General features: G+C 49.3%; 17 protein-coding genes, 7 tRNA genes and 1 pseudogene. 12 read left to right on the top strand and 13 right to left on the bottom strand.

Annotated features, from left to right (window positions below; all coding sequences use genetic code 11):
- Positions 1 to 32: 32 nt before the first annotated feature.
- The 11 genes from ACTHUG_RS05655 to ACTHUG_RS05605 all read left to right on the top strand — a co-directional run bounded on the left by ACTHUG_RS05655 (position 33) and on the right by ACTHUG_RS05605 (position 10,843).
- Positions 33 to 443: a hypothetical protein gene (locus ACTHUG_RS05655; protein WP_063076042.1), complete on the top strand. Its 411-nt coding sequence runs from the start codon at positions 33 to 35 to the stop codon at positions 441 to 443.
- A 46-nt stretch (positions 444 to 489) separates the two neighbouring features.
- Positions 490 to 2,325, top strand: a complete 1,836-nt coding sequence (locus ACTHUG_RS05650; RefSeq protein ID WP_440385721.1) for a hypothetical protein — start codon at positions 490 to 492, stop codon at positions 2,323 to 2,325.
- Positions 2,326 to 2,333: 8 nt separating this feature from the next.
- A complete protein-coding gene (locus ACTHUG_RS05645; RefSeq protein WP_440385722.1) occupies positions 2,334 to 4,019 on the top strand; it encodes a hypothetical protein in 1,686 nt (561 codons plus the stop codon).
- Between the two features lie 108 nt (positions 4,020 to 4,127).
- Positions 4,128 to 4,709 carry a J domain-containing protein gene (locus ACTHUG_RS05640; protein WP_440385723.1) on the top strand — a complete coding sequence of 194 codons (582 nt, stop codon included), beginning with the start codon at positions 4,128 to 4,130 and terminating at the stop codon, positions 4,707 to 4,709.
- A gap of 122 nt (positions 4,710 to 4,831) precedes the next feature.
- Positions 4,832 to 5,770, top strand: a complete 939-nt coding sequence (locus ACTHUG_RS05635; RefSeq protein ID WP_440385724.1) for a hypothetical protein — start codon at positions 4,832 to 4,834, stop codon at positions 5,768 to 5,770.
- A gap of 3 nt (positions 5,771 to 5,773) precedes the next feature.
- The gene (locus ACTHUG_RS05630; RefSeq protein ID WP_440385725.1) at positions 5,774 to 6,151 is read left to right on the top strand and encodes a hypothetical protein; all 378 of its coding nucleotides are present in this window, start codon (positions 5,774 to 5,776) and stop codon (positions 6,149 to 6,151) included.
- An 11-nt stretch (positions 6,152 to 6,162) separates the two neighbouring features.
- The gene (locus ACTHUG_RS05625; protein ID WP_440385726.1) at positions 6,163 to 8,028 is read left to right on the top strand and encodes a hypothetical protein; all 1,866 of its coding nucleotides are present in this window, start codon (positions 6,163 to 6,165) and stop codon (positions 8,026 to 8,028) included.
- A gap of 83 nt (positions 8,029 to 8,111) precedes the next feature.
- The gene (locus tag ACTHUG_RS05620; protein WP_049323799.1) at positions 8,112 to 8,342 is read left to right on the top strand and encodes a hypothetical protein; all 231 of its coding nucleotides are present in this window, start codon (positions 8,112 to 8,114) and stop codon (positions 8,340 to 8,342) included.
- A gap of 81 nt (positions 8,343 to 8,423) precedes the next feature.
- Complete coding sequence (locus ACTHUG_RS05615; protein WP_440385727.1) at positions 8,424 to 9,680, top strand: hypothetical protein; 1,257 nt, start codon at positions 8,424 to 8,426, stop codon at positions 9,678 to 9,680.
- 182 nt (positions 9,681 to 9,862) lie between these two features.
- A complete protein-coding gene (locus ACTHUG_RS05610) occupies positions 9,863 to 9,982 on the top strand; it encodes a zinc finger domain-containing protein (protein ID WP_311457636.1) in 120 nt (39 codons plus the stop codon).
- 81 nt (positions 9,983 to 10,063) lie between these two features.
- Positions 10,064 to 10,843, top strand: coding sequence for a DNA adenine methylase (locus tag ACTHUG_RS05605; protein WP_440385728.1), 780 nt, complete (start codon positions 10,064 to 10,066; stop codon positions 10,841 to 10,843).
- A 219-nt stretch (positions 10,844 to 11,062) separates the two neighbouring features.
- Here ACTHUG_RS05605 and ACTHUG_RS05600 read toward each other — a convergent pair.
- The 11 genes and pseudogenes from ACTHUG_RS05600 to ccoG all read right to left on the bottom strand — a co-directional run.
- A pseudogene (locus ACTHUG_RS05600) lies at positions 11,063 to 11,320 on the bottom strand (transposase); the annotation flags it as partial.
- Between the two features lie 194 nt (positions 11,321 to 11,514).
- A tRNA-Leu gene (locus tag ACTHUG_RS05595) sits at positions 11,515 to 11,604 on the bottom strand.
- A 21-nt stretch (positions 11,605 to 11,625) separates the two neighbouring features.
- Positions 11,626 to 11,703: transfer RNA gene (locus ACTHUG_RS05590), tRNA-Cys, on the bottom strand.
- Positions 11,704 to 11,713: 10 nt separating this feature from the next.
- Positions 11,714 to 11,787, bottom strand: a tRNA-Cys gene (locus ACTHUG_RS05585).
- Between the two features lie 31 nt (positions 11,788 to 11,818).
- Positions 11,819 to 11,894 (bottom strand) — tRNA-Gly (locus tag ACTHUG_RS05580).
- Positions 11,895 to 11,915: 21 nt separating this feature from the next.
- Positions 11,916 to 11,991 (bottom strand) — tRNA-Gly (locus ACTHUG_RS05575).
- Between the two features lie 24 nt (positions 11,992 to 12,015).
- A tRNA-Gly gene (locus tag ACTHUG_RS05570) sits at positions 12,016 to 12,091 on the bottom strand.
- 34 nt (positions 12,092 to 12,125) lie between these two features.
- A tRNA-Gly gene (locus tag ACTHUG_RS05565) sits at positions 12,126 to 12,201 on the bottom strand.
- Between the two features lie 94 nt (positions 12,202 to 12,295).
- Positions 12,296 to 12,856, bottom strand: coding sequence for a CDP-diacylglycerol--glycerol-3-phosphate 3-phosphatidyltransferase (gene pgsA, locus ACTHUG_RS05560; RefSeq protein WP_003679552.1), 561 nt, complete (start codon positions 12,854 to 12,856; stop codon positions 12,296 to 12,298).
- A 680-nt stretch (positions 12,857 to 13,536) separates the two neighbouring features.
- Positions 13,537 to 14,103: a FixH family protein gene (locus ACTHUG_RS05555; RefSeq protein WP_188213707.1), complete on the bottom strand. Its 567-nt coding sequence runs from the start codon at positions 14,101 to 14,103 to the stop codon at positions 13,537 to 13,539.
- A gap of 3 nt (positions 14,104 to 14,106) precedes the next feature.
- Positions 14,107 to 15,591, bottom strand: coding sequence for a cytochrome c oxidase accessory protein CcoG (gene ccoG, locus ACTHUG_RS05550; RefSeq protein ID WP_440385729.1), 1,485 nt, complete (start codon positions 15,589 to 15,591; stop codon positions 14,107 to 14,109).
- Positions 15,592 to 16,035: 444 nt separating this feature from the next.
- Between ccoG and tkt the strand changes: the two genes are divergently transcribed.
- A complete protein-coding gene (tkt, locus tag ACTHUG_RS05545) occupies positions 16,036 to 18,015 on the top strand; it encodes a transketolase (RefSeq protein ID WP_440385730.1) in 1,980 nt (659 codons plus the stop codon).
- Between the two features lie 265 nt (positions 18,016 to 18,280).
- Here tkt and ACTHUG_RS05540 read toward each other — a convergent pair whose 3' ends face one another.
- On the bottom strand, positions 18,281 to 19,702 hold the full coding sequence (locus tag ACTHUG_RS05540; RefSeq protein WP_440385731.1) for a surface lipoprotein assembly modifier: 1,422 nt from the start codon (positions 19,700 to 19,702) through the stop codon (positions 18,281 to 18,283).
- Between the two features lie 105 nt (positions 19,703 to 19,807).
- On the bottom strand, positions 19,808 to 20,395 hold the full coding sequence (locus ACTHUG_RS05535) for a factor H binding protein domain-containing protein (RefSeq protein WP_440418666.1): 588 nt from the start codon (positions 20,393 to 20,395) through the stop codon (positions 19,808 to 19,810).
- Positions 20,396 to 20,408 lie beyond the last annotated feature (13 nt).

Genomic DNA, 20,408 nt, shown 5'->3' with positions numbered 1-20,408 from the left:
GTTTTGAGAAAAATACGCAAAGGCCGTCTGAAATGGCAAATCAAGAATGGACGCTGAAACGGAAAGACACCGGCGTGGCCGTACATCTGCCGCAGGATATGCGCTGGGACGATGAATTTGAATGGAACAAGGTTGCGCAGGCCGCTCCGCAGCGCACCTTGTCGGGCGGATTGGTCATCCAACAAGGCATTAAGGCAAACGGTCGTCCGATTACGCTGTCGGGCGATTGGGTATGGCTTGATTTAAGTATCTTGCGTACGTTGCGCGACTGGACGGACGTCCCCGAATTGGAAATGACGCTGACGCACTACGACGGCCGCGAATTTAATGTTATTTGGCGCACCCACAACGCGGCTTTGAACAATGTCGAGCCGGTGCATTACTCAACGCCGGAAACGGATAGCGAGCGATACACCGCCCAGCTCTGCCTGATGACGTTTTAAGGTCGTCTGAAAGTAGGTTTAAACAGGATTTAAAAAGGTTTCAAACATGGAAAAAACAACGCGCCTAACGCAGCAGGATTTGCAGATTTACCCCAGCCAGCGCATGACCGATACGCCTGACGGCGGCGGTTTGATGGTCGGCCAACCGCTGACCGGCGAGGATAACGAGATTTTCCCACCCGTCTCGGACGTTGACCGCACGATGGGCAGCCTGGACGCGCGTCTGCTGTACCCTGCCGTCTTGCGCAATGATTCCGAGCCGCTTTACGGCGGTCATTTTGTCATTACCGAGCCGCCGACCTCCGAAAACGTGTCTTTCTTGGCGTTTAAGGCGCGCAACTACGGCGAGAGCCGCGCGGATATTATGCCGCGCATTGAGGCGTATTCTGTGCCGACAGTGGAGAGCCGCATGACGTTATTGGGTCGCCATTTGGCAGGCGTTCGCCTTGTGCAGGCGTATCAGCGCGTAGAGGCTCCTTTGCCGAAGGTTGGCGAGCGTTATTGCCTGCAATATGAAGAAAAAACCAAAGATGTGACGCGCCGTATCACGGAGTATTTCCGCATTATCAACATCGAAGATGAAGTGCGAGTTTTTGAGATCCCAAAATCAAACGGTGAGGTCGAGGAAGTGCCGCGCCGTGTAGTCAAAATGGAAATCAGCAATCCGTTAACCCGAGATTTTGATGGTGTCGATTATCCGGTTAAGGGGTATGCCGCGCCTAAAGTTAAGATTTTGGAAACCCAAGTGGCAGATTCCGCGGCTTATTATGGCGTGAAACCTGTATCAGACGGCCTTTCGGCAGGAGATGCCACGCTGACGGTGTCTAGCATTTACGAAAAGCTTGTACCGACCTCGACAGTCGAGACACCTTATGCGGACGAATACCCGGTTCCCGGTGAAGCATGGGTCGCCGCTGCGCCGGAAAAGCAGCTTTTTGCGGGGCATGTCAATAGTGGAACCTTAACTTTGCCTTCGGCTGTTTTACCCGGCAGTATCAAGATTGGGAACTACACAGACAATGGCTTCGGTCAACTTAAAAGCGGGGACAATATCGTCAATGCCGATTACGCTCATGGGCGTCTGAGTGGTTTGCCGACAGGTTATTACACGGTAACTGCGGTTCCTGGTGCTAAATCATCATCCGCTCGATATGCTATTGCGGTAGAAATTAAAGAAACCAATCACGGTACATCATTTGCCCCTCTGCTTAGACCTAATCCTGCTTTGGGTAGTTTAAAAGTGTCTTTTATGGCTTTGGGCGTTTGGTATGTTTTGACCGATACAGGCGACGGCGTGTTACGGGATGAGGCCGGTAAAAGTGTAGGTACGGTATCGTCTGCAACAGGCAGTGTATTGCTTAATCTACCGTCTCTTCCGGATGTTGGCAGCCGCTTAGTGTTCCAATGGGGAGACTCCTCTGGTTTCACGTCTTTTGATGGCGGAAAGACGGGCGGAAATAATCTGCCCAAGGCTGCAAACGGGAAGTGCACTTATTCCCTGGGGCATTCGATTAAGCCGGGAACGCTGGTGCTTACTTGGCAAAATAACGGTAAGAAAAGAGCGCAAGACGATGGCGCAGGAAAATTAACGGGTGATGCAACTGGCAGCGTGGATTATTTGAACGGTACGATTAGATTGCCGGCTTATATTGACTCTACTTCAGTTGATTATGTTTGCGATGAGCCTGAACGCATTCAGGTTGGTCTTGCTGATGGGCGTGGGTTGACCGCAGAGGAAAAAGGAGAGATATGGAATATCACACTAGGTACGGCAGTACCGGATTGGCGCACTGTTTCTTTAACGGCTTTGGGAGGCTTTGAGGAATATACAAGTACAACCGTTTCAAACAGGTATTCTTGGGAATTGGCAGCATTGAGATAGGATAAGTAATGGGAGTAAAAACTGGTTCAGGCGGCTTTAAAATTGTATTGTCCGCCAACCCTGCGAAAAATGGCGAGTTTACAATCGGCGGTCGAATAGCCGAGGGTGTGAGTGGTGTAGGGTCGACAATGATCGTGCCTAAAGCGGTGTTACAGGTTACCGGTAATGAAAGATCGATGGTTGAACAAAATATTTTGGATACACCACATAAGTACCTAAAATCGCTTGAGACAAAAGAAATAAACCGTTATGGAAAAATAGTCAGTTGGTATGCAGATTACCTGACTAGTGATCCAGCTTCAATAAAAAAACGTCGTGGCAGCTTGAACGGCGGCTTGTTATTTAATGTTTTGAGCGACTTTGATCAAGGAAGCGTCTGTGTTTTTGATACCTGGTCATTTCATGACGGCGAGACAGAGATTATTGAGCGAGGCGGTACGCTTTATAAGAATTGGAATGCAGTACAAGGTTCGGGCGATGCAGTCGGTACGTTGACTGCTGACGGTAAAGTCATTATCAATGACCGTAATATTGCCTTCCTGAATCTTAAAATTACAGGCGGTATCGTACGCCAGCCACAGATCAAGGGTTATGGTTATGCAGGCCGCACACCTGCCGCGCCGGTCAAGCCTGAAAGCTTTACCGTTTACGCGGGCAATGGCGAAATTGTCGGCAGAAGCAACGCCGCAGGCGAAATTACCGGCGGCATCACAGGCAAAATCGACTACGAGACAGGCTTTTATGAAATCAAGCGCGATGAGGGTTTTTACCCCGAAGATTTACGCTACAACGCCGTGACCCAAGACAACCTGCCTTTGGATTCGTCGATTATCGGCATTGATGCAGTGCGCCTGCCTGCCGACGGACGCGTCCCTGTGTTCCGCAAGGGCGATATGATCGTGATTTCCAACCGCCTCAAGCAGGATTTGGGCAGCGCGTTTACTGCCGCTCAAAAAATCACGCTCAACCGTCAAAATATCGACCGCCTATGCTTGGTCGACAGCAAGGGCAAACACGTCCTCGCCGAGAAATACACGGCAGACCTCAAAGCGGGCAGCATTACTTTTGCCGAGCCGTTGGACTTGTCGCAATATACCCTGCCGCTGACGGCCGTGTGCGCGTGGGAAGAGGAAAACCGTGTGACCGGCGTCGATATTTCAGGCCGTCTGAAACTCCAGTTTGCGATTGGGCGCAACTATCCGAAGGAGCATACATTTGTGTCTTCCGCCCTGATCGGCGGCGATTTGCTGGTGCGCGCTACCGAGCCGTTTTCTCAGCAGGCATGGGACAATGTGTGGAGTGACGCGCAACGCGGGGAGCCTATTTTGGCGCGTACCAATGTCAAAGACTACCCGATTAAGTTGGCCAGCAACGGCGCAATTACCGAGCGTTGGCTGATTAAATTTATTACTGCAACCCAATTTGAGCTTTACGGCGAGCGGCTGGGCTTGGTCGCAAAAAGCGATACCTTGACCGATCTTGCGCCGACCAATCCGGCAACCGGCAAGCCTTATTTCACGCTCAAGGCGGCCGCATTCGGCGGCGGCTGGTCGGTGCAGAACTGTATCCGCTTCAATACCTACGGTACGCCGTTGCCTGTTTGGATTTTGCGCAGTGTCCAGCCTTCGCCGGACAAGCAAAACGGCCGCGATGGTTTTACCGCGTGTTTGCGCGGCAATACAGTGGCCGAATAAAAGATAAGGCCGTCTGAATAGGACTTTCAGACGGCCTTCATACCGTTTGTTTCTTTTTTATGCCGTTTGTTTTAGAATACATTATTTAAAATAAATATGGAGAATGAAATGGAAAACTATTACAAACTTCTTGGGATTATGTCATCTGCAACGGAAGAAGAGATTAAACGGGCTTTGAGGCGTGCTGCGGAGCGACAGAAACTTGAATTGGATGAGATAAGATGGTGTCGCGAGTATTTGCTGAATCCGGCGGCAAAGGCGGAATACGATAAAATCCTCCATGCCGAAAATCCCGATCTTGCCAAAGAAGAAAGCGAAAAAGCGAAAGAAAGAGAAAAGCTCAGACAGAAAAATAAAAAAAGCGGAGGGTCTGATTTCTTGAAATTGATCGGTACCGGGATTCTGGTTTCCATCCCGATGCTTTGGTTTACATTCAAAAACGGCGGCACGTCATCCAAGCCGAGCGTATATCAGGCACAATCAGCCTGCGAAAGCGCGGTAACGGGTATTTTAAAATCGCCTGCTTCGGCTGATTTCGGGGGATGGCAACGGCGTGAAAATGCCGATGGGACGTTTGAAATAAGCGGATATGTCGATTCGCAAAACAGTTTCGGGGCTATGTTGCGTGCGCAATTTAGCTGCTCCGTCGATGCAAGCGGCAGTCAGGCGACAATTACTTATTTCCGCTGAAATCAATAAAACAAAATAGAAACAAGCTATTGAGTGCAACTATGCCAAGCCCCGATTTTCGGGGCTTTTGTTTTAATAGGGTTTTAAATAAACCATTGAAGTAAAAAGAAAGGCCGTCTGAAATGTTTGATACGCAACGTGTGCCGGTAAAGGTTTACCGCTGGGATGACGAGGGTGCGCCGCAGGTTGAATCGGCGGCAGGCAGTATTAAAACGATTTTAAAAGCCTGCCTGGTTACCGGTTATGGCGAGGGTAATAAACGCAAGGACGCTCTAGGCTGGGAAATGGCGTTTGAAAAGGCGCAAGAAGCCTGTTTCCGCAGTATGCACCCGAAGGCGACAAAGTGGTGGCTGGGGGTGGATGATACGAAGTATTTGGCAGGCGGCGATAGAAATAGTCGTTATACCGATGTCTGTGGGATTTTGGAGCCGACATCTGCTACAGCGGGCAAGAAGGTTCAATATGTTTGGCGTAATTCGGATAGGGTTCGGTTTACTAGTGCCTATTATTCCGATAATAGTTTCAGATTGGAATGGGTTTTAGTAGGTCATGCACGTGCCTTTGCCCTTATTTTGCTGGGTCCGGATAATTCGTCCATCAGCCCTGTACTTTATTTTGGGGAGTTTCCAAGCCTGGCGGTGGCGGATGAGCATCAAAACCTATTGGGGCTGGGTGGGCCCGGAGACAGAAGATATTTTACTTTGAATGACACCAACGCATTTCATTGCTCGGCCATGCGCGATTACAAAGGGGATGCGCCAAATGCATTTTATTGTGGTGCTAATGTGGTTCAATCCTCTGTCCCTTACCCAAGTCCTATCAGTGGCGGCTTTACTGCTTCCGACCTGTATCTTTTTGAAGAGCTTAATGGCAGTAAATATGCGATTCGCGGCTTAGTTCCGGGTTTGATGCGGACCAACGAAGAGATGCCGAGTAACAGTGTTATTCCGCAAGGTACTGTTTACGATAATTTAGACAATTCCGGCGATGAATGGATGTATGCCAAAGTTTTTGGTAATCGTTCCGGCCTGCTGATCAACCTCACAGCCTGGGAGCTGTAAGCCATGCCGAATTATGTTTTCCGTAGCCGTCTTGCCGTTAAGCGCGGCAAGTTGCGTAGCAAAATCGTCAATCGGATTGGGCGAAACCGTGCAGTCAAATCGCCGCATTGGAAATACGGCGGCCACGGCTATATTGCCGGCGAAGGTACGGGTATTGTTACGGTGGGCGGCCAGCCGGCTTCGCGCCGTATTTATCTGTTTGCCCGGCCTAATATGTACTGCATCGCCGATACTTGGAGCGCGGAAGACGGCAGCTACCGCTTTGACCGGCTCAAGGAAGACGAGGAGTATTTGATGGTGGCGACGGATTATAAAAAGCAATACGAGCCTGTTTCTTATGATTTTATTAAGCCTTATGTCGAGCGTGACGGCGGCGGTTGAGGCCGTCTGAAATGTCTGAAGACAAAATTTATGATGATTCGGCGCGTATCCCTTTGCCTTTCGGCTTGGCGATTGGCTCCCGTCCGTCGTCCAGGCTCTTGCCGTTGGCGTTCAGACGGCCTTTACGCCATATTGAGGATGGCGGTGAGATTGTTCCCGATACGCCGCTTAAGCCTAATCCGTACCGCCCTCCGGATGGTTATGCGACTGTTTCGGGGGCATGGGGCTTTGTGCAGCAGGCGGTGTCAACGCAGGCGGTGTGCGCGGCCGGTCGTTATGATTTGGGCGACATGGCTGCCCAAGTGTCGGGGATAACGGCGGAGGCTGTCGGGGAGGCGGTTTGTTTTCAGACGGCCTTTTCGGATATGCCTGAGTTGGAAAGCTGCCTGCATGAAACGGTCGGCTTGTCTGACGTGGTTTCCGGGTGTATGCAGGCGGTGCAGGCCGGAATGGATGGTCTGGACGGCTGTCTGCATGATGCTTTCCCCGATGATTTGTTCTTAAGCGGCTGTAATGCAGACCGATCATCGGCAGGTCTTGGTGAGGCTTTGGCGGCGTGTTCGGAGAGTGTGTTTTCCGATGACGCGCCGGTGGACGATTGTTTGGTATCGGAGGTGCGCGAGGCGGCGGTATTGGCGCGCTGTGCGCATCCGCAAAGCCTTCCTGCTTTGGCTGTGCCTTGCGAGTATTATGAGATTCCGGTTGAGCCGGAGCCCGTCCCTGAAACTTATGTTTGCGGTATCCGCCCGCCTTCAAACCGTCTGCACCTGCGCTTTTACCGCAAAAAGATTGCACACGATGCGCGCCATATTCCACTGCCGTTTGCTTGTTTTGATACGGTAAGCACTCCTGTTTTAAACGGATATATCATGCAAAATATTATTAAGGCTACGGTTGACGGCCAGCCGATCGGGCTGTTTTCTGCTTCCTTTACGACGGACACTGCCGGTTATTGCTGGCAAGGCAGTTTGACTGTTTCGCCCGATGATTTTGCCAAGATTAATCCTGATGCCCGACCGAAAGGCGGGGAGGCTGAAATCGAGGTGCAAATCAATGCGGATACTTTTGTCATTATTGCCGAAGATTACAGCGACAACCGCCGCTTTGGGCAAAAGAGCTATATGGTAACCGGCCGCAGTGTTACCGCCCGTTTGGGCGCGGACTATGCGCCTAAAGGCCGCGGTACATACCGCAATCCGATTTATGCGCAACAAATCGCAACGGAGGTTTTACGCCCGACAGGTGTGGATTTGGACGGCTGGACGATGGTTGATTGGTTGATTCCGGGAGATGTGTATTCGTTGACCGATAAAACGCCGATTGCTGTTTTGCAAGAGCTGGCTCAAGCCGCCGGGGGATTTGTGGAGAGCGACCGCGCCCGACCTGTTGTCCGCTTTAAGCCTAAATGGAAAAAGGCTTCTTGGGAGGTTTCCGATGCGCCTGCCGATGTCAGTGTCCCTGTCAGCGTGATTTTCAGCATCAGCGGCCAGCGCAATGTATCGGAGCGTGCCAACGGGGTTTATGTTTGGCCGAGCCATAACAAGGGCAAAGGCGCGGATGTGTACCGCAACGGCAGCAACCGCGAGCCGCGTGCCTCCGCGCTGACCAATACGCTTTATACCGACCAACCGGTCTTGCTTGCCGCCGGTATCGCCGCTTTAAGCGAGACCGGTGTTCATAAGCGCGAAACGGTGTCTTTACCGGTATCGGATAAATACGCCATTCCTATGGCGAATTTAGGCGAGATTTGGCAAATCAATGAGCCTTCGGGGAGCTGGCAAGGCGTGGTGGTTGGTGTGTCGGTCGAAGTCAAAATCGAAAACGATGCGCCTGTCGTGACTCAAAATGTAACGATAGACCGCTATTTTGACGAATGATTAAAGCTGGTTTAAAGATGCTTTAAAGGCCGTCTGAAAGCCATGTTCAGACGGCCTTTTATCTTTTTGTTGAGGATAACAAAATGACTAATCTGTATCAAAACCTGACGGCACTGCTCAAGCGCGAACAGCGCGGCATTGCCAAAATAACGGGCGATTTGGGCGGCGGCTCATGGGCGGCGCAAACGCAAAGCGGCGGCAATCTTGTTTTAAGCGGGCAAGCCGCTTTAAATCAGCGCGTGTTTTATGATGTCTTGAGCAACCGTATCCTTGGGCAGGCTCCCGATACTACTGTTTTAGAGCTTGGTGTATAAGGCTAAGTGCAGTATAGCCAGGCGTTGCTTTCGTATAACGTCTTAAAATAATTATTATTATTATTATTTTGAAGAGGTTTTATGCGAACTGAAGTGTTGGGTGTCGGTATTGGCGACATTTTAAAATTTGAAGCCACTACCTTGACGCGTGTGAAGGTAAAAGTGTCTGAGGGTACGCGTGCCGGTGATTGGGTCAATTTCTCTTTGCGTGACAATAAATTAGTCGCGTTAACCGATGAACAGGACGGATACGCTCTTGTTCATCCGCACAACTGTATTATTGACCTGCGTTATTGCGCTAAACCTGAAAATATTTCTGATACCTTGCAGCAAGGCGACCGATTCGGCATTCAATATATTGGCGCACCGGTCGAGCATGAGCGTCATACCGTTATGCCGTCCGGCCCTGTTATTCCTCCGAAAGAGGCGGCACGCCCGGTAGCTCCTCCTTCCCCTCCTTCTGCATTGAAACGTAGCCTCAATTTCTTCGGCGACTCCACCAATGCACGTATCGGCGGTCAGGCTGTGAGTGTTGCCGCCGCTGAAAATCTGCCGGTTGTAAACAACGCACAGGGCGGCAGTCTGGCTGCGTATGCCCTAATGTCGATGAACGGCAGCCCGGTGGAAGTTACTTTTAAAGTCGATACTATTCCAGCTAAAGCAAATGGCGTGATGGTTGATGGCGAGTTGGTTTACGGCGAAGGCGTTACGCCTTTCAGTATGCACTCTACCGTCGTTATTATTGGCGATGACATCGAAGCGGTCATGACCGGCCAAACCGCTAATATTAAAGTCATTCCGCGCGATAGCCAGGCTCATAACGTTGTTCCGGGTAAAAAATATCCGGTACGCCTGAAAAACAGCGGTGGTGTCGATGGTATTTGCGTGTTGGCAACCGCAAAAAACGACATTAACGGCGCAAATGTCGGTAACTGGCAGACGGTTTTGGAGCGTATTAAAGGCTATGTTGAAAAATGTATTCAACAAGTTCAGCCTAAAGAGTCTCCCCGTTATATTGTCCTGACTGTATGGGCTGATAATAAGCCGGGTTGGGCCAAAGAAAACCACCCATACCGACATCAGCTCAAGGATCAATTTAATAATTGGCTCAAGTCTAAATATGGCAATAATGTCTTTGATATTGAGCAATATATTTTATCTGATCAGATTTGGACGGATAGCGGCCTCACGCCAAATGAGGCGGATAAAAAAGCGCAAACAGACGGCGTAATGCCGTTGTCACTCTCACAAGACGGCGGTGCCCATCTGCTTCCGGCGGTTGAGGCTAAAGTCGCTGAACGTATCATCGCAAAAGCGAAAGAGTTGCGCTATTTGTAGGCAAATATAAATAAAAGGCCGTCTGAATAAGGCGGCCTTTGGGAGGATTTTAAATATAAGTGGGACGGCGACGTAACAGTGCGGCAACACTGTTACGCCAGCCAAGCAGAGTATGCCTGCATTGACTTCTAAGGCCGCCTTAGTCTCTAGAGACCGAGGCATTCTATCTGATACAGGAGTGGATGCAAATGCAAATCTATCGTGAATTACGCTGTAAGTTTTGTGGGAAATTGCTGGCAAAAGGCAGCGGCTGTGTACAAATAAAGTGCGCTCGTTGTAAAAACATCAATTCTTTCAGCTAATTAATAAATCAAAAGAATGCCTTTGAGCGTCATATTAAATCTGATTTAGAGCATCGCGAATGCCATAATTTAGGAGTATATATGATGCAAAAAATGCAACAGACATTACCTATTATCCCCTGGATGGGTGGCAAACGTCGTTTAGCAAAACATCTTTTGCCCATGTTCCCCGAGCATTCTTGCTATGTCGAGTTGTTTTCTGGTGGCGCAGCATTGTTCTTTATGCGCCCAACGCCTGCTAAAGTAGAGGTGCTCAACGACATCAACGGACAGCTCATCAATCTCTATCGTGTGGTACAACACCATTTCGACGAGTTCGTCCGTCAGTTCGAGTGGACGCTGACCAGCCGTGAGACATTCTCCGGCCTGCAAAATACGCCGCCCGAATGCATGACAGATATTCAACGTGCCGCTCGTTTCTTCTACCTTCAACACAACGCTTTCGGCGGCAAAACCGTCCATCAGCATTTTGGGACAGCTACCACGTCAAAAGCGTGGGATGCATCTCAGATTGAGGTTAAATTAAAGGCTGCTAAAGACCGTTTAAAAGGTGTTTATATAGAGAATGAATCGTGGGATCGTTGCTTCAAGCGATATGACCGTGAGCATACCTTCTTCTATGCAGACCCACCATATTGGCAGACCGCAGGCTATGACCAATCATTTGGCTGGGAGCAGTATAAATTACTGGCCAAGGCAATGGCAGAGAGTAAGGGTAAGGTCATGCTATCCATTAATGACCACCCTGATATCAGGGAATTGTTTAAAGATTTCCGTATCACTCAACTTGAATTGGCTTATACGGTCGGAAGAAATAAAACTGGTAAAACCAGTGGAGAATTGGTCGTATGTAATTGGTAAAATAAAAAGCGACGGTAGCGTCGCTTTTCTTATTTCTCATCATCCGATATAGTGCAAAAGCTGTCGAAACTTTCGCGAAGCCTAGAGTGCAAAAGTTACTGCAACAAAGTGCAAAAGTCGGCGGCGGCTTACATTTCGCCCCTAATTGTTCCTGATTCTACCCAAATACCCCCTTAATCCACCTTGGATACCTGATTAATCAGGCATCCGAGCCACCTTTTAGGCAGCAACAGGCACACTTAGCCTGTTGGCGGCTTTCAACAGGTTCAAACACATTGCCTTCAGATGGCTTTGCGCACTCACTTTAATCAGACCGAAATAGGCTGCCCGGGTGTAGCGGGACTTACAGTGCAGCGTACCGAAGCTTTGTTTGACCACATAACGGGTCTTCGATAGATGTCGGTTACGTTTGGTTTGCGCTTCCGACAGTGGATGTTTGCGGTGGGCTTTGTGCATAATGCCGTCCAGCAAACGATGATTACCAGATGCTACCAGTCTTCCTTACTGTCATAGTTTGAGGCCTTTGCAGGAGCTTGTCACATTTGATACATACGGGGCAAGTTAGACACAAATCAGGCACAAACAAAAAAGACAGCCTTACAAATAAGCTGTCAATTGGAAATTTGGAATCTTAGATTTTCAATAAATTCAGATAAAATTCAGATATTTATTGGTGCCCGGAGCCGGAATCGAACCGGCACGGCCGGTTTAGGGCCGACGGATTTTAAGTCCGTTGTGTCTACCTATTTCACCACCCGGGCATAGACAGTAAATTGAGAAATTGGAGGCGGGGGCGCGGATTTGAACCGGCCTGTATAAGGGTTGCACCCCTTATAGCATAAACACTCTGCCACCCCGCCATGAAAGGGATGGAGGCGAGAGTCGGAATCGAACCGGCGTAGACGGATTTGCAATCCGCTGCATAACCACTTTGCTATCTCGCCAAAACTACGTTTGAGTGTTGTAGTATGAAACTGGAGCGGGAAACGAGTCTCGAACTCGCGACCTCAACCTTGGCAAGGTTGCGCTCTACCAACTGAGCTATTCCCGCATATTCGGATGCATGATTTGATGGAGCGGGAAACGAGTCTCGAACTCGCGACCTCAACCTTGGCAAGGTTGCGCTCTACCAACTGAGCTATTCCCGCATTTGAGTGCATCTGAAATTAAACTGGAGCGGGAAACGAGTCTCGAACTCGCGACCTCAACCTTGGCAAGGTTGCGCTCTACCAACTGAGCTATTCCCGCATATTGAAAAAGAACAATCAACAAGTAATCAGAATGGAGCGGGAAACGAGTCTCGAACTCGCGACCTCAACCTTGGCAAGGTTGCGCTCTACCAACTGAGCTATTCCCGCTCTGATATTTGTTGCTTCGTATATCGAAGAAGACGCAATTATTATGGATTTAATCGCGTGCGTCAAGTGTTTTGTTTTTATTTTTTCAAAAAATTTATTTGAATTCCTTCCATGCCATTTTCAGGTAGTAGCACATTGACCAGATGGTTAATACAGATGCTATAAACATCAATATGTTACCGATGAGATAGAAAGGATCGTTATATTTGTCTGTGCCGATAAGCAAAAGGAAGATGGCGATCATTTGGGCAGTGGTTTTGAATTTGCCGATGGTTGCCACGGCAACGCTGCCGCGTTTGCCCATTTGTGCCATCCATTCGCGCAAGGCGGAAATGGTGATTTCTCGGCCGATAATAATCATGGCGAAGATGGCGTATGTTCTGCCAAGGCTGACGAGCAGGAGCAGGGCAACTGCGACCATGAGTTTGTCGGCAACGGGGTCGAGGAATGCGCCAAAGTCGGAAGTTTGTTTCCAGCGGCGTGCCAAAAAGCCGTCGAACCAGTCTGTAATAGCGGCAAGTGCAAAGATAATAGCGGCTGTCCAGTTGACGGTTTGTGGTTGAATCCATGTGTTCGGCAAATAGAATAGGATGGTGAACACGGGGATTAATAGGACGCGCATCCAGGTAAGTAAAATAGGTATGTTCCAAGGCATGGTTTGGGATCTTTTGGATGATGTGTCGGGTTGTTCATTATAGCTTATTTGTTCACTCTGCTTTTTGAAGTGTTGTTTTTTTGCCGACAAGTATCTCGGGCATAGATTTTTGTCGTGTGGGTTGTGAAGAAAATCTGCTAAGGCCGTCTGAAAAATAGGCTGTTGCGGGGTGTAAATGTTTTTGGGTAGAAAAGTGGCTGCGAAATAGTGGGCAATAAGGTCTGCCTGCTGTTCGATATTTAATTGGTTAATGTGTGGTAAGGGGATGGGATAGGCGTAAGCTTTGCGTTTTCTGTATCCGCCTTTGAGCATGATGAATAGGCCGGAAAGCCAAACTTTGTGACCGTGTTGGTGTTGCCAGACATGTGTCAGCTCATGAATCAGCCAAATTTTGTAGGCTATGCCGGCTTGAGTGAAATCTTCGGGGCAGTGTTTACGCGGAAAGTATATGTTTCCATTGGGTGCAATGGCGGTATTGGCGTTGGGTATAAGTGGAATGCCGCGATATATTTTGATGCGGTGGAAGTTTATGCTGTCTGCAAAAACTTGTTTTGCCATACGGACTTCGTTTTCGGTCAGTCTGCGCCAATCGGAAAAAATCATCTTTGGAAGAGAATAAATATAAGAGGGTATGAAGATTTCAGGCCGTCTGAAAGGTTTCAGACGGCCTGGGTCGGGATTTATTGTTCTGTTGAAGCGGCTTGTTTGCCGTTGTCGAACAATTTGTCCATGGGTGTCAGGTTGACTGCATTGCCTTGGCTGACTATCCATTTGTTTTCAACACGCCATATGCCTGAGGCATCTTCAACGCGCAAGTACCAATGATTGGTTGGGCGTAAAGGCTTAAAGACGGCTTCGTATTCCATGCGGCCGTTTTGCGGCTCGACTGTTACGGCGCGCAGCTTGACGGTTTGGTCATCGGCTTTGCGCGTCGGGTGCATCAACAATAGGTTTAATGGCTGTTTGGTATCGAATTGTCCGCTGACGAATACTTTGGCGGCGTTCATATCCGGACTGATTAAGACCTGCACCTGAATTTGCCGTTTAACGGCTTCTTCATCGCGGTGAAGTTGGATTTCGATGTGTTTGCCGTCTTTGTAGTAATCGTCAGACACCAAGTCTGTCGTGTGTTCTTTTGCGACGAAGAACATGGAAACGCTGGCGATAACGACGAAGATGGGGCCGGCCATCAGCACCCAGGGCCAAATATGTTTGTACCAAGGTTTGATTTGGGGTTGTGGGGACACCGTTTATTCTCCGATAAAGGTTGCTTTTTCTTCTAAAGTAGTCGGTTTGGAGTCGGCAGAGCCGGTCTCGCGATAGGTAAAGGTAAATTCGATCGGATGGCTGCCTTTGTCGGCGTATTCGGGAATGGTAGACACCTGTACCGGGATGGTAACGGTTTCCCGCGGCGCAATTTTAATACCGTTTTCAGGCAGGCCGGTCAGCGCGATTTCATCAAAGCCTTTGACGGTTGCGGTCATCAGTTGTTCGTTTTCACTATTGTTGATAATGCGCAGGTTATAGGCATTTTCCAACCAGCCTTGGCTGTTTTCGCGAACCATGACGCCACGGTCTTTCAGGATATCGACTTCGACCATTTTTCGGGTGGAAATGCCGACCAGGAAGGCAATGATGACCACCAAGAGTACTGCGCCATAACCGGCTACGCGCGGACGTTTCAAGCGTTTTTTGATGTCGCTTTCAGGGTATTCGTGTTCCAACGCGCCTTCGGTCGTATAACGGATCAAGCCGCGCTCGTAGCCCATTTTGTCCATGATTTCGTCACAGGCATCGATACACGCCGCACAGCCGATACATTGGTATTGCAAACCGTTGCGGATGTCGATACCGACGGGGCAGACTTGCACGCACATGGTGCAGTTGATGCAGTCGCCCAAGCCGCTGTCTTCTTTGTTGGCGGTTTTCTTGCGTGCGCCGCGCGGTTCGCCGCGTTCGGCATCGTAAGAAATAATTAGCGTGTCTTTGTCAAACATTGCACTTTGGAAACGTGCATACGGACACATATGCAGACAAACTTTTTCGCGCATGATGTGGGCGAAGAAGAACGTCATGAATCCGTAAAACGCTGCGGCAAACATCGCGCCGCCGCCTGCTGCTCCGGTAAACAAATCAGGAACAAACTGGCGGATCGGGACAAACCAGCCGGCAAAGGTAATGCCTGTCCATGCGCAGACAAGGAAAATCAGCAGGTATTTAGTGGCTTTGATGCGGATTTTGGTGAAATTCCACGGCGATTTTTCCAGTTTTAGGCGTTTGTTTCTATCGCCTTCGACCAAGTTGTCAATCCACAGCATAATTTCGGTGTAAACCGTTTGCGGGCATGAATAGCCGCACCACAAACGGCCGGCAATGGTTGTCCACCAAAACAATCCGAATGCGCAAATCATCAGCAGCAAGGCAAGGTAAATCAAATCGCCCATGCCCAGCGACAGTCCGAAAATGAAGAAATGACGGTCAGGAATATTGAATAAAACCGCCTGACGGCCGCTCCAGTTGAACCATGGAATAACGTAAAATACAAACTGGGTCGCCAATACGGCGGCGATACGCAGTTTGGCAAAGCGTCCTTCCGCCTTTTTGGGATGGATGCGTTCGCCTTCAGGATGGATTTGAATCACGCTGGATTTGGGTTTGGAAGGTTTGGGCGGAGTAGCTTTTGCTGTTTTTTCTGTTGAGGGTGTGGTGTTTTCAGCTTGGTTTTCTGGTGACATTTCAGTGTTCCTTGATGAAGTGCACACAAGCCTGTTGTCATGGTAGTAGTTTGATGTGAATATTTTCAGACGGCCTTTCGCGTGCATACAAATCATAACATTTGACTCTATTCAAAGCAAAAGAAGGACTTCGTCTTAACAATGGATTCCTTGCGGCCGTTTGATGTAGGGCCGTCTGAAAAGGGCAGTATTCAAAGGTTTGCGAATCAGTCTGTGTGCAAACTTATAGTGATTTGCTATTTACACGATAAAAATATATAAAGTACTGTTTCAAAACGAAATAACAGTTAATATCATCTATTCATTCCGTTTCGGGCAACCGAGTGGAAACAGGCCGTCTGACAAAGCGAATATCAAAAGCTATCCTTGAAAGCACGGCTGATTCAGGCGATAATCGGCACACCTTTTTTCATATTTCCAATCTTGTCCAAGGAAGGTCAAACCATGTCTCAACTGGCAAACGCAATCCGTTTCCTCTCAGTCGATGCCGTACAGAAAGCCAACTCCGGCCACCCCGGCGCACCTATGGGTATGGCGGAAATGGCGGAAGTATTGTGGACGAAGTTCCTCAACCATAACCCCGCCAACCCTAAGTTCTACAACCGCGACCGCTTCATCCTTTCCAACGGTCATGCGTCCATGCTGCTGTACAGCCTGTTGCACCTGACCGGCTACAATGTATCCATCGAAGACTTGAAAAACTTCCGCCAATTGCACAGCAAAACCCCCGGCCACCCCGAATACGGTTACACCGACGGTGTGGAAACCACGACCGGCCCCTTGGGACAAGGTATTGCCAACGCTGTGGGCATGGCTTTGGCCGAAAAAATCTTGGCTGCCGAATTCAATAAAGACGGCTTAAACATCGTTGACCACCACACCTACGTCTTCATGGGCGACGGCTGCATGATGGAAGGCGTGTCGCACGAAGCCTGTTCGCTCGCCGGCACTTTGGGCTTGGGCAAGCTGATTGTTTTATATGATGACAACAATATTTCCATCGACGGCAAAGTGGACGGCTGGTTTACCGAAAACATCCCGCAACGCTTTGAAAGCTACGGCTGGCATGTGATTCCAAATGTGAACGGTCATGACACTGATGCCATTCAGACGGCCATTGAAGCAGCCAAAGCCGAAACCGGCAAACCGTCCCTTATCTGCTGCAAAACCTTAATCGGCAAAGGCAGCGCCAACAAAGAGGGCAGCCACAAAACCCACGGTGCGCCTTTGGGTGCGGACGAAATCGAAGCCACGCGCAAACATTTGGGTTGGAGATATCCTGCGTTTGAAATTCCGCAAGAAATCTATGCCGCATGGAATGCAAAAGAAAAAGGCGCAAAACTTGAGGCCGAATGGAACGAGCTTTTCGCTCAATATCAAGCCAAATACCCTGCCGAAGCTGCAGAATTCGTGCGCCGCATGGATAAAAAACTGCCGGACAACTTCGATGCTTACGTTCAAGCCGCATTGAAAGAAGTGTGCGCCAAAGCCGAAACCATCGCCACCCGTAAAGCTAGCCAAAACAGCATCGAAATTCTGGCCAAAGAGCTGCCTGAGTTGGTGGGCGGTTCTGCCGACTTGACACCATCCAACCTGACTGACTGGTCAAACAGCGTCTCCGTTACCCGCGAACACGGCGGCAACTATATTCACTACGGCGTACGCGAGTTCGGCATGGGTGCCATCATGAACGGCCTTGCCCTGCACGGCGGTGTGAAACCCTTCGGCGCGACTTTCCTGATGTTCAGCGAATACGAACGCAACGCCCTACGCATGGCGGCACTGATGAAAATCAACTCCGTCTTCGTGTTTACCCACGACTCCATTGGTTTGGGTGAAGACGGCCCAACCCACCAACCTGTCGAGCAAACTGCCACTCTGCGCCTGATTCCAAATATGGATGTATGGCGTCCGTGCGATACCGTTGAATCCTTGGTGGCGTGGTCTGAAGCCGTTAAAGCGGCCGATCATCCGTCCAGCTTGATTTTCAGCCGTCAAAACCTGAAATTCCAAGCGCGTGATGAGCAACAACTGAACGACATCAAACGCGGCGGCTATGTCATCAGCGAAGCCCAAGGCAACGCCCAAGCCGTCATCATTGCCACCGGTTCTGAAGTTGAATTAGCTCTTGAAGCGCAAAAAGTATTGGCAGAACAAGGTATTGCCGTGCGTGTCGTTTCCATGCCGTCCACCAACGTATTCGACCGCCAAGATGCCGCCTATAAAGCCGCCGTTCTGCCCGAAGGCTTGCCACGTGTAGCCGTAGAAGCCGGACACGCCGACGGTTGGTATAAATACGTCGGTTTGAACGGCGCAGTAGTCGGTATCAATCGCTTCGGCGAGTCTGCACCTGCTGATTTGCTGTTTAAAGAATTCGGCTTTACCGTAGACAATGTGGTTGCTACTGTTAAATCCGTCTTGTAAATCAGATTTTTGATTGAGATAAAAAGGCCGTCTGAAATTTCAGACGGCCTTTTTTCTAGGTCTTGCCGTTTGGATCTTCGAATACACTAAATTGTCATTTAAATAGAAACGTTTTAATCAGCATCATTTTCGAGTTTATGAGGAATTACTTTTAATCTAGTAACTGTTTTTCAAATGTCTATTTCTTGGAATTTCCGACGGCCCTCCACCTGTGTAGGAAAAAAGGCTGATTGAAACGGCATGTTTTGTTTCCATTCCTGTTGCATTAAAACTGTTTCTCCACACTGACGAATGTCTGCATATTCTTGCGGGAGTAGAAGCCGCTCATATTGCTGTCGATTTTCAGGTAACGGAAATTTAAATGCGGCACTAAGCCTTTCCATGCAATTTTATTGTGCCAAATAGAGGCATTTGCCTGATATTCATGGTCTTTTCGGGTTAGGCGGTACACCAGGCTACCCGGTGCATCAAAGGTACGGCGGGCGTAGCGCAGGTTGGTGCGGATGCCGAATCCGTTCTCAAACGCTTTCGCCGCGCCGAAGTGTATGCCCTTGCGCACAGATGCTTGCTCGGCTTCTTTGGTCATGTCGTGCGACCAGTCCGCGCCGCCGTAGAGCAGCCAGTTTTTCGGCGCAGAGTATGCCAGCGTTGCACCCGCCAGTGGCATATGGCTGTTGTAACGCTCTGCCGAATCGCTGTTCCGATAGTATTTTTTGATATAACCTGCATTGAGTGAGAACCGCCATTTTTCGTTCAGACGACGTGAAAAGTCGGTATTGATACCGGTTTCACGATTATAACGTTTGCCGCCCAGCCAGTTTTGCTCGGCAAACGGTACAACCCCGAAAGATTGCACCGCCGAACGGTTTTTATAGCCTGCTGCTAAGTGCAGGCTTTGCTCGTTAAAATCCTGATTGTCCCAATAATGCACGCCGTCGCCGCTGAGGTTGCCGTAAACAAAATGATGTCCACCCACATTGATTTCGCGCGCTACGCCTGCGCCATAGCGGATACTGTGCGCCTTTTGCGGCAGGCTCTCAGCGGTTTTATTCCAGCGTCTGCCGTTCCATTCTATAACGCGCTCGGACGAGGCATTGTTCACATTATCGGTTTGCTCGTATTGCAGCGAAACATCGGGCTGCCAGCTTTGCGTCGATTCAATGGAAGCAAGATAGCGGTCGGCAAGTTGCTGCATGGGCGGCTGCAAATCCGGTTTTGCCCGTTTCAATTCAGCTTTTGCCTCATGGTACTGTTTGTTTTCAAACATCATTACGCCCAAATCGAAACGCGGATACGCCAAATCGGGATGTTTCGCCAAAATGCCGCGATAGAGTGATACAGCCTCACCATGCCGCAACTGACTGCGCCGCAACGCGCCTAAAGCATAATCGTATAAAACGGCATCCCGGTCGGGCACGGCTTTATATTGCGTCAACAAACCTTCCAGCGTCTTCCAGTCCCGTCCGATTAATGCGCGGTTGATCTGTGCTTCCAATGAGGAATCGGCAGGAAGGTCGTCTGAAAGCCTCTGTTCTGCAGGTTTGTCGTCGGTAAATTCTTTTGAGGGCGTTTCGCTGTTGGATTGTTTGTCAAAAAATACAGGAGCAGGTACACGGACAACGGGTGTTTCGGCAAGGGCGGCTGATGTGAAGGAGAATATTAGTAAGACGAGATGGTTTTTATTCATTTTATTCAGTGGGATATGGGTCGTAGGAATATTCTGTCATTATAAGGATAACACGGTGAAAATGGTCGAAAAGGTCGTCTGAAACGTTTTCAGACGACCTTTTGGTTATATTACATTAATATTAGCGGGAGCCGGCAAAGCCGATTTCACCATTTTTTTATCATCGACAGTACCGACGATTTCTTCCGCATCCGGACCGAAGAAGCCGAGTCGGTAGCTGCCACGGTTGGAAGAGCCTTCGATGCCGTGTCCATTAATTACTGTGTTATCGATTTCGTTGGTGTAGCTGCCTTCTCGAATAGACGCTTCGTGCAGATTGATGTCGCTGCCGACACCGGTAATTTTACCGCTGCCTTTTCTGCTGTCGAAGTCAACAGAATAAGCCAATTTGCCTTTGCTTGCGCCATCGCTTGCAATACCTGAGTAGTCAAATTTTCCCGAAGTCGGCAGGGTTTGGGTAGTTTGACCTTTAATCAGGATATAAGTATCGTCAAGATTTTCAGATTTGTTGATGTCTGGACCTCTAAGAGTAGCTTTTGTCGGATTGATGCCCGCAATCAAAGAGTAGTTTTGACGGTAAATATGGGCTTTACCGCTTTGGATAATGGTGTAATTTTTACCTTCGGCACGCGCAATGGCGGTTTCTTGGAAGTCTTGATTGAGTGCTAATTTTTTGAGCGGGTATCCGGACAAATTAAGTTCCTTG

The sequence above is a fragment of the Neisseria sp. P0022.S009 genome (assembly GCF_051956675.1).
In the GTDB taxonomy this organism is placed as follows: domain Bacteria; phylum Pseudomonadota; class Gammaproteobacteria; order Burkholderiales; family Neisseriaceae; genus Neisseria.
Note: the sequence above shows the minus strand (reverse complement) of the source record. Positions and strands in the feature narration are given on the sequence as shown.